Consider the following 17512-nt stretch of genomic DNA (forward strand, 5'->3'; position numbering starts at 1 on the left):
AAAAATATTAATAGTCTTAGGACTCGTCTTCTCGTTTTCATGCGAGGACTATTTAGATGTGGCACCAGAGTCGGTCATAGAGAAAGAAGATGTTTTTTCAACCTTTAAAAATGCGCAAGGTTTCGTTGAAGAAATGTATGCCTTAGTGGTGTCGTATGAACAGCAAACGCATACCTTTCAAGATTTCCTTTTGGGTGATGATGGGTTTGTAGATAGACCTACAAAAGCAAGTGGTGATATTGATGCAGGAAGGTTCTTTGATGTTATAAATGACAATTTTTGTTACTTAAATAACCACTTAGGGGCTGACTATGGATCAACAGGGACGAACTCTGCCAACGTTGAAAACACAAATGCTTTTAATAGGCAAAGACCTGGTTTATATGATGGTAGCTTACGCGGTATCCGTAAGGCTAATCTTGTAATTGAAAATATTGATTTAATGGTAAATGCTACCCAAGCCGAAAAAGATGTTATCCTGGGGCAAGCTTATTTTTTTAGAGCATTTTTCCATAATGAGATTATGAAATTTTGGGGGCGCTATCCTTACATTGATAGGGTATTAGTAGATGATTTTAGAATACCACGTCCAGATACTTATAGAGAAGTTGCTTTACGAGCTAACGAAGATTACAATAAAGCCATTGAATTGTTGCCCGTAGATTGGGATAATGAGCCTTATGGACAACTAACACGGGGTGATAATAAGGGTAGGCTTACCAAAGGGACAGCGTATGCTTTTAAAGGTAAAAATCTGCTTCTTGCGGCTAGCCCCTTAATGAAAGGAAATAATGTTAGTATAAATACATATGACTATGACACAGATTTATGTGATTCGGCGGTTGTAGCTTTTTCAGGAGTTCTTAAATTAGTCGACCAAGGACGTTATCGTTTAGCTACTACATTGGACGAATTAGATGATGTGTTTTGGAGATCACCAGCACCTGGTGAATGGCCAGGAAGCACAGAATTTATGTTTGCTGCAACTGGGGGTAATAGTGTACAATCCCGAAGATTTATGACATCGGGAGTAAATAGAGCTATCCACAGCACTTCTGCAGGATTTGAAGTTATTAGTCCTACGCATAATTTTATTCATAACAATTTTGGTATGGCCAATGGTCTTTCTATAGAAGATGATGCTAGTGGTGCTTTCGGGCAACCAACGTTTGACCCTACTGAGCCTTTTGAAAATCGTGATCCACGCTTTTACAAATGGCATATTATTGATGGACAAGTTATAGATCCTGGAGCTGACGATCCGCATAAAACAGCCCAGCTTTGGTTTGAATCTTCTACTAATAAAGGTGTTCATCGTAGTACTGGTGCTGAAAACATCAAAATAGTAAATAATACCGGGTATATGTGGTCTAAATTTTACCCTAAAGTGGACGGTAAATATAATTCTATATGGAACCCTATTATAAGCCAATACGTTGGAGTTAGAATGCATATGAGACTAACAGATGTGTATTTAATGTACGCAGAAGCATTACATGCATCCAGGGGAGCAACCACAGCACCGGCTTCTTACAGCTTAACTGCCGAGGGGGCTATTAATTTATTCCGTGATCGAGCGGGTATTCCTAATGTACACCCTAATATAGTTTCGGATAACAATAAGTTTATGGACGAACTAAGAAGAGAAAGAGCTGTTGAGTTAAGTTATGAAGCCCATAGATGGGTAGATATTAGACGATGGGGAGTAGCTCATTTAGATAAATACAGAAGAAAATTAGCCTTAGATTTTCCACAAGACAGAAGTAATTTCACAGAAACACTTCTTATAGATAGAGTTTGTGAGTTTCCTAAGCATTATTGGTTACCATTTCCTCCGGGGCAAACACTTATTTACGCAGGTTTCCCTCAAAACCCAGGATGGTAGTCTTGTACAAATTCGTTTTAATTAATATAAAGAAAAAAATGAAGATAAATAAATTATATAGGTTGTTTACTCTAGTTAGCTTAATGTTGTTTTGCTTTTGTAATGTTACAATGGCTCAAACAGATGGTACAGAGGTAGAAGCAACCGTGGTTGATGAACAAGGTAACCCTATAAGCGGTGTTAAGGTTTTTGGCCCTAAAGGAAGTAAGGCATCTACGGATGTTAATGGACAGTTTAAAATGAATCTGAAAGATGACGAGTCGTCCATTGTTCTTGAAAAAAGGGGGTATGCATCGGAGATTATTGGTGCTTTTGATGCAATAGGCAATATTACCATGAAGAAATCTCCTTTCCTCGCTTCGGAAGATGACGAATTAAAGATGGGAGTTACGACTAAAGATAGGCGTTATGCTGTTGGAGCAATATCGTCAATTAACACAAAGGACCGATTAACTTATGACAACACGCAATTTGTTAGAAATTATATTGCCGGATTAATGTTAGGTGTTAGAGGCTCTGATAATATTAGAGGTATTGGAGATGCCGTTTTTGTTATTGATGGCGTACTTGGTCGTGATCCTAACATCCTAAACATGGAAGAGGTGGAGCAGATAACAGTGCTAAGAGATGCTAATTCTGTTGCGCTGTATGGTAGTCAAGGAAGAAATGGTGTTATTATTATTAACACGAAGCGTGGAAAAGCCAATAAAAGAGAAGTTAATGTTAATATTCGTTCTGCTATTGGTACGCCTGTTTCTTTACCTAGATATTTAGGTGCGGTGCCCTACATGCAACTTTTTAATGAAGCTTTGGATAATGATGGTGCAGCCATAAATGATGGACGAAGGTTTTCAAACGACCTTATTCGAAATACCTTTAGTGGCGTAAATAAATACAGATACCCAGATGTAGATTTATATTCAACGGAATTTGTGCAACCTTTTGTAAATTCCACACAAATTATAACCGAGTTTTCTGGTGGGAATGATAAAAATCAGTATTACGTTAATGTGGGTTGGAGTCGTAACGAAGCATGGGTAGACCTAAATGATGATATCAATGCAGGCACGGACCGTTTTAATGTAAGAGGTAACATAGATTTTAAAGTAAACGATTGGATTACAAGTAGTATAGATGGTATTGCGATTATAAGTACAGAAAAGTCGTCTAGAACGGATTTTTTGGACGCAGCTACTTCAGTAAGACCTCATGAATATTCACCGTTTTTACCTCTAAATCTTATAGATACCAGTGACCCTACAGTAGCAGGACAATTACTGGCAGCGCGTTCTTTTAATGGAATGCTTTTAGGAACTTCAATACAACAAGGGGCAAGATATCTTAATAATGAGGATGGTAATGGTAATTCATTTGATCCAACCTCAACACAAAGAGCCCCAGTTGCATTAGCCATTGCCGGTGGATATGAAAATACTGTATTTCGTTCTACGCAGTTTAACAACACCATCAATTTTGATTTGGATAGGATAACAAAAGGGTTGTCAGCTAAAACCTATTTAAGTTTTGATTTTTACGATTCTTATAATGCAACAATAAGGAATCAATTTAAAACCTATGTTCCAGGTTGGGAGGGCGATAGGATAACCAATTTTGGTATTGATAACACTGATCCGTTAAACCCTATTGCAGATAATTCTGGTATTTATGGTGAAGACCTAAAAGATCTAACTGAAAATCTTGATACTAATGGTTTTATATCCCGATTTGGTTTTTATGGACTGATAAATTACGATACCACTTTCTATAAGGACCATTCTTTAAATACCACTGTATTGGCTTTTTATAATTCGCAAAGGCAAAATGATGTTAGGCAAACAGATGTTGATACGCACTTAGGGCTTCAAATGGCCTATGACTACAAAAAGAAGCTATTTATTGATTTTACTGCAACCTATGCTAATTCAATAAAACTACCAGAAGGAAATAGAGGTGCTTTATCACCAACTTCGGGTATAGCTTACATTATAAGTGAAGAATCTTTTTTGAAGGACAGCAAATTTATTGACTACCTTAAGTTAAAGGCTTCAGCTGGTATTATAAGGTCCGATCAAGGTATTAGAGCTCTAAATGCTAATGGTACTGTTAATAATAACGCTAGCGCTTACTATTTATATGATATAAACTATTCTAGAGCAAACAATATTAATTGGGCTGATGGAAATAATAATAACAGAATAGATGTTTCACAAGGGGAGAATCTTGATTTAACATTTGAAGAGCGTATTGATTTAAATTTAGGTTTCGAAACGTATTTAATGAATTCACTTTGGATAGAAGCTAATTACTTTAGATCAGAACTTGACAAGCAATTGGCATTCGTACAAGCGCAATACCCTTCTTTTTATAATGCGTTCAGACCATATAGTAATTTTAATGAGAACTTATATACTGGTTTTGAACTAGGGATGAATTTTAACAAGTCCTTTAATGATATTTCAGTAAGTATAGGTGCCAATGTTTTGTATAGCCAAACAGAAGCTATAAAACGATCAGAGATTAATGAGTTTGATTACCAAAATAGAGTTGGAAGAGAATTGTCTTCTATTTTTGGATTAGTGGACCAAGGTTTTTATGCTGAAACGGATTTCACTACCGATGCAAACGGTAGGAGAACTTTAAACGCTGGTTTGCCAGTGCCTCGATTTGGAAGTGTTCAACCAGGAGATATAAAATATGTAGATCAAAATGGTGATGGCAATATTGATCAAGACGATCAGGTGGAGATTGGGCAATCTTCTAGCCCTTGGACGTATGCTATTAACCTAAACTTAAACTATAAAAGATTCAATTTATTTGTTTTAGGAACTGGGCAAACAGGAGCTGAGGGTAATAAGTTAAATAATAATTTTAACGAATATTATTCTGTAGATGGTAATGATAAATACTCTGAAGTTGTTTTAGGACGATGGACACCAGAAACTGCAAGTACGGCAACGTATCCAAGACTATCGGCGGGTACAAATCAAAATAATTTTAGAACATCTACATTTTGGTTGTACGATAACAGTTTCTTTGGCATTACTCGCGCTCAGTTGACCTATGAATTTACTGACGCTTTATGTGATAAGATAGGAGTTGAAGATTTTAGCTTGAATTTTCAAGGCACCAATCTTGTTGAGGTAGCTGAAAATAGAGATGTTCGTCAATTAAGAATTGGAAGTTCACCTCTAACTAGAACTTATACGCTTGGTTTGAGAATGTCATTTTAATATAATTAGAAAATTAAGATAAATAAAATGAAAAATTTAATAAATTATATATTAGTTGTGTTGGTGTTTACTGGCATAATTGCCTGCGATACCCTGGAGCCTGTTGATGAAAACAGGTGGGATTTTGATGTTGTTGCCTCGAATCCGGATTTTGCGGAGGGCGTATTATTAAATGGATATACAGATTTGGTAAATCAATATTCATTTTCTGAAGCAGCTACTGATGATGCTGTTAATAATGTTTTGGACAACAATTTTAAGCGAATGGCTCTTGGCGAGTTAAACGCATGGTTTAACCCGGCAGCCCGTTGGGATAGGTATGAGCAGGTATTTTGGGTAAACCGATTCCTAGAAGCTATTGAAACAGGAGAAACACAATGGAGCAGGGATACATTAACTAACACAATGTTTGAAATGCGCATGAAAGGAGAAGCTTTGGCCTTAAGAGGATTGCATCATTTTTATGTACTTCAAGCCCATGCTGGTGTAGGTGAATCTGGAGAATTGCTAGGCATTCCATACTTTACTAAGTTTATCGAACCTGAGGGTAACTTTAATGTACCGCGTTTATCATTTGAAGCTTCGGTTCAGGCTATTATGGCAGATTTTGATGAGGCACTTAATTTATTACCAACAGATTATGGATTACCAGAAGCAGAAGTAGATCCTTGGTATTCAGAGTTAGAAAATTTTGATTATGCTAAATATGGAACAGTAAATGATAACTTTTTTAATTTACGTCTTTCAGGAAAAATTGTAAGAGCCTTAAAAGCACGTTTGGCACTTTTTGCAGCTAGCCCTGCGTTTTTAGACGACCAAGGGTATTACAGTATCGCGGCAACTAATGCGGCTCAAGTTTTAAATACTATTGGAGGTGTTGCTGGCCTAGATCCAAATGGTCTTGAATTTTATATATCAGATGATAATATAAAGAGTAGAGAATCCCTTTGGCGTGCTTCAATAGGTGGTAATACTTTTAACATTGAAAGAAGAATGTTTCCGCCTTCAGTAAATGGAAATGGGGAGATTAACCCAACACATAACTTTGTAATGGCATTTCCAATGCAAGATGGATATCCTGCAACGGAGGCTAATGGTTTTAACCCTCAAGACCCTTATGCAAATAGAGACCCAAGGCTAGAAAAATATGTTATTGTTAATGGGGCTGATTATGGAGGTGGAATAATTAACACTGGTGTTGGTGGAGGCAATGATAGGTTAGATTCTATCCCCGGGCAGTCTACAACTACTGGGTATTACCTTAAAAAATTATTGCAACCAGAGGTTAGAATTAATAATGATGGAACCGCTCAAGGTAAGAGACATGCCAATGTGTATTTTAGATATACCGAATTGTTCTTAATATTAGCAGAAGCGGCTAATGAAATCGGTGGGCCTGACTATCAGGTTGATGGTATTACCGCTCGCGACGTGATTGCAGCAATACGTAATAGAGCAGGAATTACACAACCAGATAATTACTTGGCATCTATTTCTAGTACAGAGGATATGAGAGAACTTATTAGAAATGAACGTCGTATAGAACTTAGTTTTGAAGGACACAGGTTTTGGGATATTAGAAGATGGGAACTACCTTTAAATGAATCAGCTAAAGGTTACTTTTTTGACGGAAGTAATTATGTTGAGTTACCGTCTGTTGAAATTAGAAATTTCCAACCATTTGCGACTTATATGCCAATTCCAAATGCAGAGACTATAAAGTTTTCTGAACTGGAGCAAAATAATGGCTGGTAGGACAGATGTATATTTTATAAGAATTAAAAAATGTTAGACATGAAAATAAAATTAGTAATAATATTCGCAATTGCCTTTAGTTTAATGGCTTGCGAAAATCAGGAAAATGAGTTTCCTGATTTTGGATCAACCTCAGTGTATTTTCCATTTCAAACGCCTGTAAGAACACTAATTCAGGGTAAGTATGATTTGGGTTTTAACGACAATGATAATAATGGACGGTTTGAAATCGGTGTTATCATGTCGGGAGTTTATAATAATAATACAAACCGAAGAGTACATTTTGAGTTGGCTCCTGAATTAATAGATGCTACTGCTTTAGGCTTAGATACTGTAAATGTGAAGGTCTTACCAGCTTCTTACTATACTATAGAACAGGAGAGCCCAGTAACCATTCCTTCTGGTTCTACAAAGGGGCGTATCCCGGTGCAGCTTTCAGATGCCTTTTTTGATGACCCGCAATCATTTGCAGAATTTGGTGAAGTGCATTATGTAATTCCATTAAGAATTACGGATTATGAAGAATTAGATTCGCTTTTAGCAGGTGTACCGGCTGAAGGTGTTACAAATCCTATTAAGATCAAAGCAGACGACTGGCAAACGCAACCTAAAGACTATACACTTTTTGGTATCAAGTTTATGAATAAATATCAAGGGATCTATTTAAGACGTGGTGAGGATGCAGTTGCAGGATTTGTCGGATTGGAAACGGTCTTTGAAAGTGGCGCTCCCACAGAATCAGAAACAAGGAACATTGATAGCTCTACAGTTTATAGATCTGAGTTTGTTGTACGAGATGAATTACTTCCAGTATCAACTGCAGGAAGGAGTGCAGCGACTACTGCTATTAATGTTAGAAGAGCTGATCCAGATCTTGCTACTAATAATACATTGTCTTTACTATTGACATTTAACGATAATGAAGAAATTACTGTTACTAATGCTGACCCAAATAGCACGGTTACTGTAACGGGCTCAGGTAGATTTGTAGAGGATGCAGATGAATGGGGGGGAGAAACTAGAGACGTAATTTACTTAGATTTTCAATACCGAGAACTGGAAGTTGAAGTCACTGAGGTAAGGAGTTTTGGTAGATTAGTTTCAACAACAACAGCAACACTTGATTTAACGCATACAGTTAAAGATACTTTAGTTATCAGAGACAGAGATGTTAAATTTGAGGAGTTTACAGTTGATTTAACCACTGTTACTCCCTAATTAAAAAACGGTCAAGTTTTTGAATAAATCGTTTTGAAAATAAAAGAATGAAAAGATGGGCTTAAAGCCCATCTTTTTTTATTCATGACATTAATATAGATAAGAATTTCTAGCTTAAAACCATCATCAAAGTTAATCATTCAGGATACAACAGGATAGGATTGATTATTTATTTCTTTAGTTTTAAGCGTTAATCAGTTTTATAGCACAGTTAAATTTATTTAAGTGTTTGAGTTAGTCTATGCTTTCCATCATATATTTTAGTTTGTTATGATGGAAAGCTTTTTTTATTTTTAAAAAACATACCATGAAAAAATTTTATTCGTATTTGTTAATTGTTGTAGGCTTTATCAGTTTGAGCAATCTGTATTCATGTAAACAGAAAGAAATTACACCTTGGGTTAACTTAATACCCGATCAGGGCCTTGATGGCTGGAACATCAAAGGAGGCAATGCCCCTTATAAAAATGTCGATGGCGTCATCATAGGTACGACTGTAGCCAATACACCAAATACATTTTTAACGACTAATGAAATGTATGGCGATTTCATTTTTGAAATAGAGTTTAAGGTAGATTCAACAATGAATTCTGGTATCCAGATACGCAGTAATAGTTTACCATATTACCGAGATGGTATGGTGCACGGTTATCAAGTGGAGATCGATCCATCGAAACGTGCTTGGAGTGGGGGCATATATGATGAAAAACGACGTAGATGGCTTCACCCTCTCGATGGCAACACCTCTGCCCAACAAGCATTTAAACAAAATGAATGGAACCATTATCGTGTTGAGGCCATAGCTGATACGATTAAAACTTGGATAAATGGGGTGCCTGCATCCTATTTAATTGATGATAAAACAGCTTCTGGTTTTATTGGTTTACAGGTACATGGCATAGGAAAGCACAAAGAAAAATTAGGAAAACAAGTGATGTGGCGAAACGCTAAAATTATGACTGATGATTTAGAAAAATATTCGAAAAAAACTCCGTTAGAACCAATTATCACCAAAAACAATCTCACTTTTGATGAGAAGCGTGCCGGCTGGAAAATGCTTTGGGATGGAACGACTACGAATGGATGGCGAGGTGCAAAGTCAAATGAATTTCCTGGAGATAGTATTTGGAAGATATCTAATGGCGAATTATCTGTTATAACTGCGGGAGGAGAAGAATCTGCCGCCGGAGGTGATATTGTCACAATAGAACAATTTGGGGATTTTGAATTATCGGTAGATTTTAAATTAACTCCTGGCGCTAATAGTGGTATTAAGTATTATGTAGATACTGAAATTAATAAGGGTCCCGGATCTTCTATTGGTTTGGAATATCAAATTTTAGATGACGAATTACACCCCGATGCTAAATTGGGTTCGCATGAAGGCAGTAGAACAGTCTGTTCTCTGTACGATTTAATAAAGGCGGACCCCAATAAGCCAGTTAAACCAATTGGAGGGTGGAATACAGCTTATATTAAATCCGTAGATAATCATGTAGAACATTGGATTAATGACGTTAAGGTATTAGAGTACGAACGCGGTAGCGATGAATTTTTAAAATTAGTTTCTGAAAGTAAATATGCTAAATGGCCTAATTTTGGGATGTTAAAAAAAGGAAATATTCTGTTGCAAGAACATGGGTTTCCTGTGTCTTATAGAAATATTAAAATTAAGGTCCACACACCAAAAAAAGACAAGAATGGAAAATAAAAGACGAACCTTTATTAAAAAAAGTGCGTTGGCTGGGGTTGGCGTAAGCTTCGCAGGAGGTGTAAACGCAATGTCCGCCTTGAGCTATAGGAATATTCTCGGAGCAAATGATAGAATAAATGTTGCCATACAAGGACTGGGAAGGCGATATGGGGCATTCATTCCTGCAATAGCATCAAAAGATAACAATGTTCGGTTGAAATATTTATGTGATGTGCTACCGAGTCAAATGACCAAAGCAACTACAAAGGTTGGTGAAAAAATTGATAATAAGATTGCATTAGAAGCTGATATTCGTAAAATATTGGACGATAAAGATATTGATGCAATTTTTATGGCTACACCAGATCATTGGCATACTCCAGGTGCTATAATGGCAATGAATGCAGGTAAGCATGTTTATGTAGAGAAACCCTGTAGCCATAATCCAAGAGAAAATGAACTTATTGTAGAGGCTCAAAAAAAATATAGTAAAGTGGTGCAAATGGGAAACCAGCAGCGGTCTTCTCCACAGAGTATCGAAATTATTAACGAAATTCATAACGGTATTATTGGACATGTCTATAAAGCCATTGCATTTTATACCAATGGGCGTGGTAAAGTGCCAAAACCAGTAAAATCAGCACCTCCTGAAGGATTAAATTGGGATTTATTTCAAGGCCCTGCACCAAGAAAAGATTATATGCACGACACTTGGAATTATAATTGGCATTGGTATGGTTGGGATTACGGTACTGCTGAAATGGGTAATAATGCTACTCATGAATTGGATATTGCTAGATGGGCATTGGATGTAAAATATCCAGAATATGTGGATGTTATAGCCGGAAAACATCAATTTATTGATGACGGATGGGAGATGTACGATACAATGGAAGCTAATTATAAATTTGCTGACAATAAAATGATCCAGTGGGATGGGAGTAGTAGAAATGGATATTCAAAATACGGACGAGGGCGTGGAACTATTATTTATGGTTCTAAAGGTTCTGTAATTGTAGACAGAAATGGATTTGAACTTTATGACCTTAGAGGAAAACTAATAAAGGAAAATAAATCCGGTGGAAAAGAAGGTGGTACTGCCCTTGGAGGTGGAGGCGATTTATCTACGATGCATGTAGTTAACTTTTTTGATGCCATTAGAGGGAAAGAAAAGCTTAACTCGCACATAGAGGTAGGCGCTATTTCTCAAATGCTTACGCACTATGCCAACATTTCTTATAGAATTAACAAGGGCTTCAATGTGGATGAGAATACAGGCAAAATTTTCGATAGGGAGGCTATGAAACTTTGGTCTAGAACTTACGAACCTGGTTGGGAACCGAAATTATAATAATTGAAAAGACGATCATTCATTACAAAAGCAGGGCTAGCAACCATAGGTGTTGCCAGTGGAAGTCATTTATATGCTAAGCCATTCTCCGTAATTGGCGCTAATAGTTCTATCAATATTGGTGTTATTGGGTCAGGAGATAGAGGTGGAGGACTTAGTTCTATAATTAACACAATCGATGGCGTAAAGGTTGTTGGTTTATGTGATATTTTGCCATTTAGGTTAGAAAAAGGCTTGGCAAAGGTGGATTCAAACCCAAAAGGATATGCCGATTATCGCAAACTTTTGGATAATAAAGATATTGATGCGGTTATAGTAGCAACACCATTCAATACGCATTCCAAAATTGCGATTGATGCACTTGATGCAGGCAAACATGTGTATTGCGAAAAAACAATGGCAAAAGGATATGGAGGCATTCGGGCGTTAGTGGAAAAAGCTCAAAATTCAAGCCACATTTTTCAAACTGGCCATCAGTACCACAGTTCAAGGTTATATACCCACGTTGTGGATTTAATTAAAAATGGAAAAGTAGGCAATATTACAGCCTTTGAATGCCAATGGAATAGACATAGTAATTGGAGACGGCCAGTTCCAGATCCAAAATTTGAAAGGGCTATCAACTGGCGGATGTATAAAGAGTTTTCAGGTGGACTTGTTGCAGAATTATGTTCGCATCAAATTGATTTCGCAAATTGGGTATTGGGCGAAACGCCACAAAAAGTAATGGGAGTTGGCGGCATTGATTATTGGAAAGATGGCAGGGAAACCTTTGATAACATTCATCTAATTTACAGTTATGCAAGCGGCGTAAAGGCAAAATTCACCTGTTTGACCAGCAATGCCAAAGATGGTTATCAAATAAAGGTTATCGGCGATAAGGGCACGATTATTATTGATACTAGGCATGCCTGGTTTTATGCTGAAGGCAAACGCAAAAATAGAGTAATTAAAGACGTAGATGGAGTTAGTGGGGCAACTGCACAATGGGATGCCGAAAAAGGTATGCGCATTAATGTTGAACACTTAGGTCCAAGTAAACAAGCATTATTGGATTTTAAAACTGCAATTATTGATAATTCAAGCCCAATATCAAATGTACTCACAGGGGCCAAAACTTCAATTTGTGTACAAATGGGATTGGATGCCATGTACAATAATGAAATAATTGGGTGGAATAATGATATATTAGGATAATTACGATGCCCAACATCAAAATAGTTTTTTTGTTTTTTATCCTTTGCGCTTTGTCTATGCAGGGTCAAACCAAGTTGCCAGCGGTTTTTGGTGATAATATGGTCTTGCAACAAAACGAGAACGTGTCAATTTGGGGAAAGGATAGTCCTGGGACGAAAATAGAAATACGCTCTAGTTGGGGCATCAAGACAAATGCAATTGCAAATCCAAACGGCTTTTGGGAAACTTCAATAAAAACTAAAAAGGCATCTTTTAAAACTGAAGAGCTCGAGATTAAAGGAAGTACAACCATAACATTACGAAATATTTTAATAGGTGAAGTTTGGTTTTGTTCAGGGCAGTCCAATATGGAAATGCCGTTAAAAGGACTTAGGAAATCGAAAGTATTAAACGCAGAAAAATATCTTCAAAAATCTGATAATATATACATCAGGCTGTTTAATAATGCACGAACAGCAAGTGTTTCGCCTAGTTTTGATGTCAATGGAAAATGGCAAGAATCGAGTAGGGAATCAGCTTTTTCCTTTAGTGCAATTGGCTACATTTTTGGCACTAGACTTTTTGAAAAATTAAATGTTCCCATTGGTATTATTGAATCTTCTTGGGGAGGCACCAAAATAGAAAGTTGGATTCCTAAGAGTTATCTATTAAAGTATGATGGTATAAAATTTTCAGATAGCTTGCCGAAGGAGCAGAATAAACAAAAAAAGCCTACCTTCCTTTACAATGCCATGACTCATCCTTTCAAAAATTTCAAAGTAAAAGGAATGCTGTGGTATCAAGGTGAATCAAATAGATCGGAGCCTGAGTCGTATTATGGTTATATGAAAGATTTAATTGCATCCTGGAGAAGCCAATGGCAGAATGAAAATCTTCCTTTTTATTTCGTGCAAATAGCTCCCTATGACTATACCAAACATAGAAAATCTCAAGGAATTAAAGCAAACCTGATTCGTGAGGCACAACTAAAGATAGCACAAGAAATAAAGAATACAGGTATAGTTGTGACCACTGATGCTGGAGATTGTAATGATATTCATCCTTCAAAAAAAGAGATTATAGCCAAAAGATTGGTCAATTGGGCTTTAACAGAACAATATCACCGTACAGGTTTGTATTACAGAAGTCCAGAATATAGGTCGATGGAGATTAAGAACAATAAGGTGATATTGTCATTTCATTTTGATAAAAACGATAGTTTTGTTTTAACTGAAAAGGTAAACGGTTTTGCAATAGCAGGAAAAGATAAAGTTTTCCATGACGCTGATGTCGTTTTTGGTAGTGATGGAAGGACTTTAGTCCTGAAAAATAAAAACATCACCAATCCTGAAGCCGTTAGATATGGGTTTGAAGATTGTTTTGAAAATGACCTAAAAACTAAATCAGGTTTGCCCATGTCTGTCTTCAGGACAGATAATTGGTAAATTTGTTGGCTAGTGTTAATCCGTTTCAGGACACAGCAGGACAGAATTTGTCGTGATAAGTTTTACTTTTATTTGCTACAATTTTAATTCATTTTAACTAAACACAAAAATCAGATTTTAACATATATTCTCATGCAAAACAACAATTTTTTAATCCTTATTTTTAGTGCTTTATACATTTTTGCTCCCTTATATGCCCAGCAAAAAAGTGCATCTGATAAACCAAACATTATTTTTATTCTAACCGACGACCAGCGTTTCGATGCCATCGGTTACGCCGGAAACAAATTTGTCGAAACTCCAGAGATGGATAATTTGGCAAAATCTGGAACCTATTTCCACACCGCTATTGTTTCCACACCCATTTGTGCAGCAAGTAGAGCGTCCATTTGGACAGGTTTGCATGAAAGAACCCATAATTACAATTTCCAGACTGGTAATATTCGCGGCGAGTATATGGCGAATTCCTATCCAACATTGCTTCGAAATAATGGATATTATACTGGGTTTTTCGGCAAATATGGTGTGAAATATAATGGGTTAGATGAACAATTTGATGAGTTTGATGATTATGACAGAAACAATCGTTTTAAGGACCGCAGGGGCTATTATTATAAGACCATAGATAACGATACAGTTCACTTAACGAGATATACTGGGCAACAGGCGTTAGATTTTATCGATAAAAATGCCACAAACGAAAAACCGTTCTGCTTATCCTTAAGTTTTAGTGCACCGCATGCCCACGATGGTGCACCAGAACAATATTTCTGGCAACCTGAAACGGATGGTTTATTGCAAAACACAAAAATTCCGGGTCCGGAGCTTGGTGACGACAAATACTTCTTGGCACAACCAAAAATGGTGAGGGACGGCTTCAACAGGCTACGTTGGACATGGCGTTATGACACCCCAGAAAAGTACCAGCATAGCTTAAAGGGCTACTACAGGATGATTTCAGGGATCGATCTGGAAATCAAGAAAATAAGAGAGAAACTTAAGGCTAAGGGTGTAGATAAAAATACGGTTATCATCTTGATGGGCGATAACGGCTATTTTCTTGGTGAGCGGCAATTTGCTGGAAAATGGTTGATGTATGAGAACTCCATTCGTGTGCCACTAATCGTTTTTGATCCAAGGGTGAATAAGCATCAGGATATCACAGATATGGTGCTAAATATTGATGTAACTTCAACCATTGCTGATATTGCAGGTGTAAAAGCACCGGAAACGTGGCAGGGTAAAAGCTTATTGCCAATCGTTAAGCAGGAAACTAATACGATGAGCAGAGATACTATTTTAATTGAGCATCTATGGGATTTTGTAAATATACCTCCTAGTGAAGGTGTGCGTACCGAAGAATGGAAATATTTTAGATACGTAAACGACAAATCTATCGAGGAGCTTTATAATTTGAAGAAAGACCCTAAAGAGACTAAAAACCTCATGGGCAATAAGAAATTTAAAGCTGTGGCAGATAAGTTAAGAGCCAAGCTTGATGAGTTGGGCAAAAAAAACAGCGACGCATATAGAGCGGCACCCACTGATCTCACCGTTGAGTTGATAAGGGAACCTTCAACTGATGTTGAAATTTTTGACCTAAAACCAGAGTTTGGATGGACTGTGCCTTTGGGTTCCAAATTTCAAGGCGCGTACCAGATTTTAGTGGCTTCAAGCAAATCTAAAATTGACAATAATAATGGTGACGTATGGGATAGTGGACGAGTAGCTTCAACGCAATCAACGGATGTGGAGTATGAAGGTAATCCTTTAGAAATAGGAAAAACATACTACTGGAAAGTTAGAATTTGGGAGCAGGAAAATAGGCTTGTAGATTATTCTGAAGCTCAAAAATTTACCACAGGAAAGCCAGATGACTACATCATTTCAACAGAAAATAAATATCAAATAGATAAAGTAAACCCTGTTAATTTCGAAAATAGAGGCGACTTTTACTTTATTGACTTTGGTAAGGCGGCCTTTGCGACCATCGATTTCAACTACACAGCGAAAGAACCACACACATTAACTGTTAGAATTGGCGAAATGTTGGATGATAAGGGTAATGTAAACAGAACGCCTCCAGCAAAAAGTAACATTCGTTACCAAGAAATTAAGGTTAATGTAACCCCTGGAAAAACGAGATATCAAATAGAAATTAATCCTGTTCCAGACAAGCGTATGAAGGGGCCAAGTAAGGCTATTCCTTTACAAGAAGGATGGCCTGTTTTACAGCCGTTTAGATATGCGGAAGTTGAAGGTGCTCAAACAGCTTTAAAAGCAGAAGATTTTGAACAATTACGATACACAAGTTATTGGGATGATAACGCAAGTAGCTTTGAAAGTAATGATGATATTTTAAACCAAGTTTGGGATTTCTGTAAATACTCCATTAAGGCAACCACTTTTGCTGGTTTATATGTAGATGGCGACAGAGAACGTATTCCTTATGAAGCCGATGCATACCTTAATCAGTTAAGCCATTACACCACAGATAGGGAATACGCAATAGCAAGACGTACCATAGAGTATTTCATGAAAAACCCTACTTGGCCAACAGAATGGCAACAGCATGTGGCGCTATTGATTTATGCAGATTACATGTATACCGGAAATACCGAATTAATAGAACGTTACTATGAGCCATTAAAGCATAAAACCCTCTATGAACTTTCTAATGAAGATGGTTTAATAACATCAACAAAAGTTACCGAAGAGTTTATGTACAAGCTAGGGTTCGAAAAAGGTTATAAAAAGCCATTGACTGATATAGTAGATTGGCCTTCAAAGAATTTTGCAGGAAGCAAAACAAAAGGAGAACGTGATGGATTTGTGTTTAAGCCTTACAGTACAGTAATTAATGCGTTCTTTTACGAGAATATGAAAATTATGGCGGAGTTTGCTACTTTATTAGGAAAAACTCAAGAAGCTCTAGATTTTGAATATAGAGCTGCGAAAGCTAAAAAAGCAGTAAACGAACAAATGTTCGACAAAGAACGTGGAGTTTACGTAGATGGCATTGGTACAGACCACGCGTCTTTGCATGCTAATATGATGCCTTTGGCATTTGGGCTTGTTCCAGAAGAACACTTTAGTTCTGTTGTAGATTATGTTAAATCTCGAGGCATGGCCTGTAGTGTTTATGGCGCACAATTTTTAATGGATGGTTTGTACAACGCTGGTGAAGCAGATTACGCACTGGAATTATTAACAAGTGAAGCCAAAAGAAGTTGGTACAATATGATCAGAATAGGCTCAACAATTAGTTTAGAAGCCTGGGATTATGAATATAAAGTAAACCTAGATTGGAACCATGCGTGGGGTGCAGCACCGGCTAATGTGATACCAAGAGGTTTGTGGGGTATAAAACCTAAAACTCCAGGATTTGGCATTGTTACTATTAAACCGCAAATGAGTAAATTAAGATCAAGTGAGATTACTGTACCAACTGTAAGAGGTCAAATAAAAGGAAAATACACCTATAATGGAAAACGATTGCAAACTTATGAAATTGAAATTCCAGGGAATATGGTTGGAGAATTTTCGCTAAATGACTTAGGAGGGAAAGACTTAATTCATAATGGTGAAAAAGTACCGTCTGCTTTTAAATATATCAGATTGTCGCCAGGTAAGCACACAATTCAACTTAAGATTAATTCATTTTAAAAGAAAATGAATACTTAAAAAAAGCCAGTAAGATTATGTTTTTACTGGCTTTTTTTGTAAGTTTTAAGAAAGATAAAGACAAAATCTTAAAAA

General features: G+C 36.8%; 9 protein-coding genes. All 9 read left to right on the plus strand.

What is annotated here, in order from left to right:
• Positions 1 to 58 precede the first annotated feature (58 nt).
• On the plus strand, positions 59 to 1885 hold the full coding sequence (locus H7U19_RS09560; RefSeq protein WP_186561772.1) for a RagB/SusD family nutrient uptake outer membrane protein: 1827 nt from the start codon (positions 59 to 61) through the stop codon (positions 1883 to 1885).
• A gap of 110 nt (positions 1886 to 1995) precedes the next feature.
• A complete protein-coding gene (locus H7U19_RS09565; protein WP_186561773.1) occupies positions 1996 to 5115 on the plus strand; it encodes a SusC/RagA family TonB-linked outer membrane protein in 3120 nt (1039 codons plus the stop codon).
• A gap of 27 nt (positions 5116 to 5142) precedes the next feature.
• Positions 5143 to 6870, plus strand: a complete 1728-nt coding sequence (locus tag H7U19_RS09570) for a RagB/SusD family nutrient uptake outer membrane protein (RefSeq protein ID WP_186561774.1) — start codon at positions 5143 to 5145, stop codon at positions 6868 to 6870.
• A gap of 39 nt (positions 6871 to 6909) precedes the next feature.
• Positions 6910 to 8088 (plus strand): DUF5627 domain-containing protein, encoded by a 1179-nt coding sequence (locus H7U19_RS09575; protein ID WP_186561775.1) that lies wholly within the window; start codon positions 6910 to 6912, stop codon positions 8086 to 8088.
• A 307-nt stretch (positions 8089 to 8395) separates the two neighbouring features.
• On the plus strand, positions 8396 to 9799 hold the full coding sequence (locus H7U19_RS09580; RefSeq protein WP_186561776.1) for a 3-keto-disaccharide hydrolase: 1404 nt from the start codon (positions 8396 to 8398) through the stop codon (positions 9797 to 9799).
• Positions 9789 to 11132 (plus strand): Gfo/Idh/MocA family protein, encoded by a 1344-nt coding sequence (locus H7U19_RS09585; RefSeq protein WP_186561777.1) that lies wholly within the window; start codon positions 9789 to 9791, stop codon positions 11130 to 11132. The genes H7U19_RS09580 and H7U19_RS09585 overlap by 11 nt, the downstream gene beginning before the upstream one ends.
• Before the next feature lie 3 nt (positions 11133 to 11135).
• Entirely contained in the window at positions 11136 to 12329 is a 1194-nt protein-coding gene (locus H7U19_RS09590) for a Gfo/Idh/MocA family protein (RefSeq protein WP_186561778.1), read from the plus strand.
• 29 nt (positions 12330 to 12358) lie between these two features.
• Complete coding sequence (locus H7U19_RS09595; protein ID WP_186561779.1) at positions 12359 to 13753, plus strand: sialate O-acetylesterase; 1395 nt, start codon at positions 12359 to 12361, stop codon at positions 13751 to 13753.
• A gap of 132 nt (positions 13754 to 13885) precedes the next feature.
• Positions 13886 to 17419, plus strand: coding sequence for a family 78 glycoside hydrolase catalytic domain (locus H7U19_RS09600; protein WP_186561780.1), 3534 nt, complete (start codon positions 13886 to 13888; stop codon positions 17417 to 17419).
• Positions 17420 to 17512 lie beyond the last annotated feature (93 nt).

The organism is Hyunsoonleella aquatilis, from assembly GCF_014270105.1.
Classification (GTDB): Bacteria; Bacteroidota; Bacteroidia; order Flavobacteriales; family Flavobacteriaceae; genus Jejuia; species Jejuia aquatilis.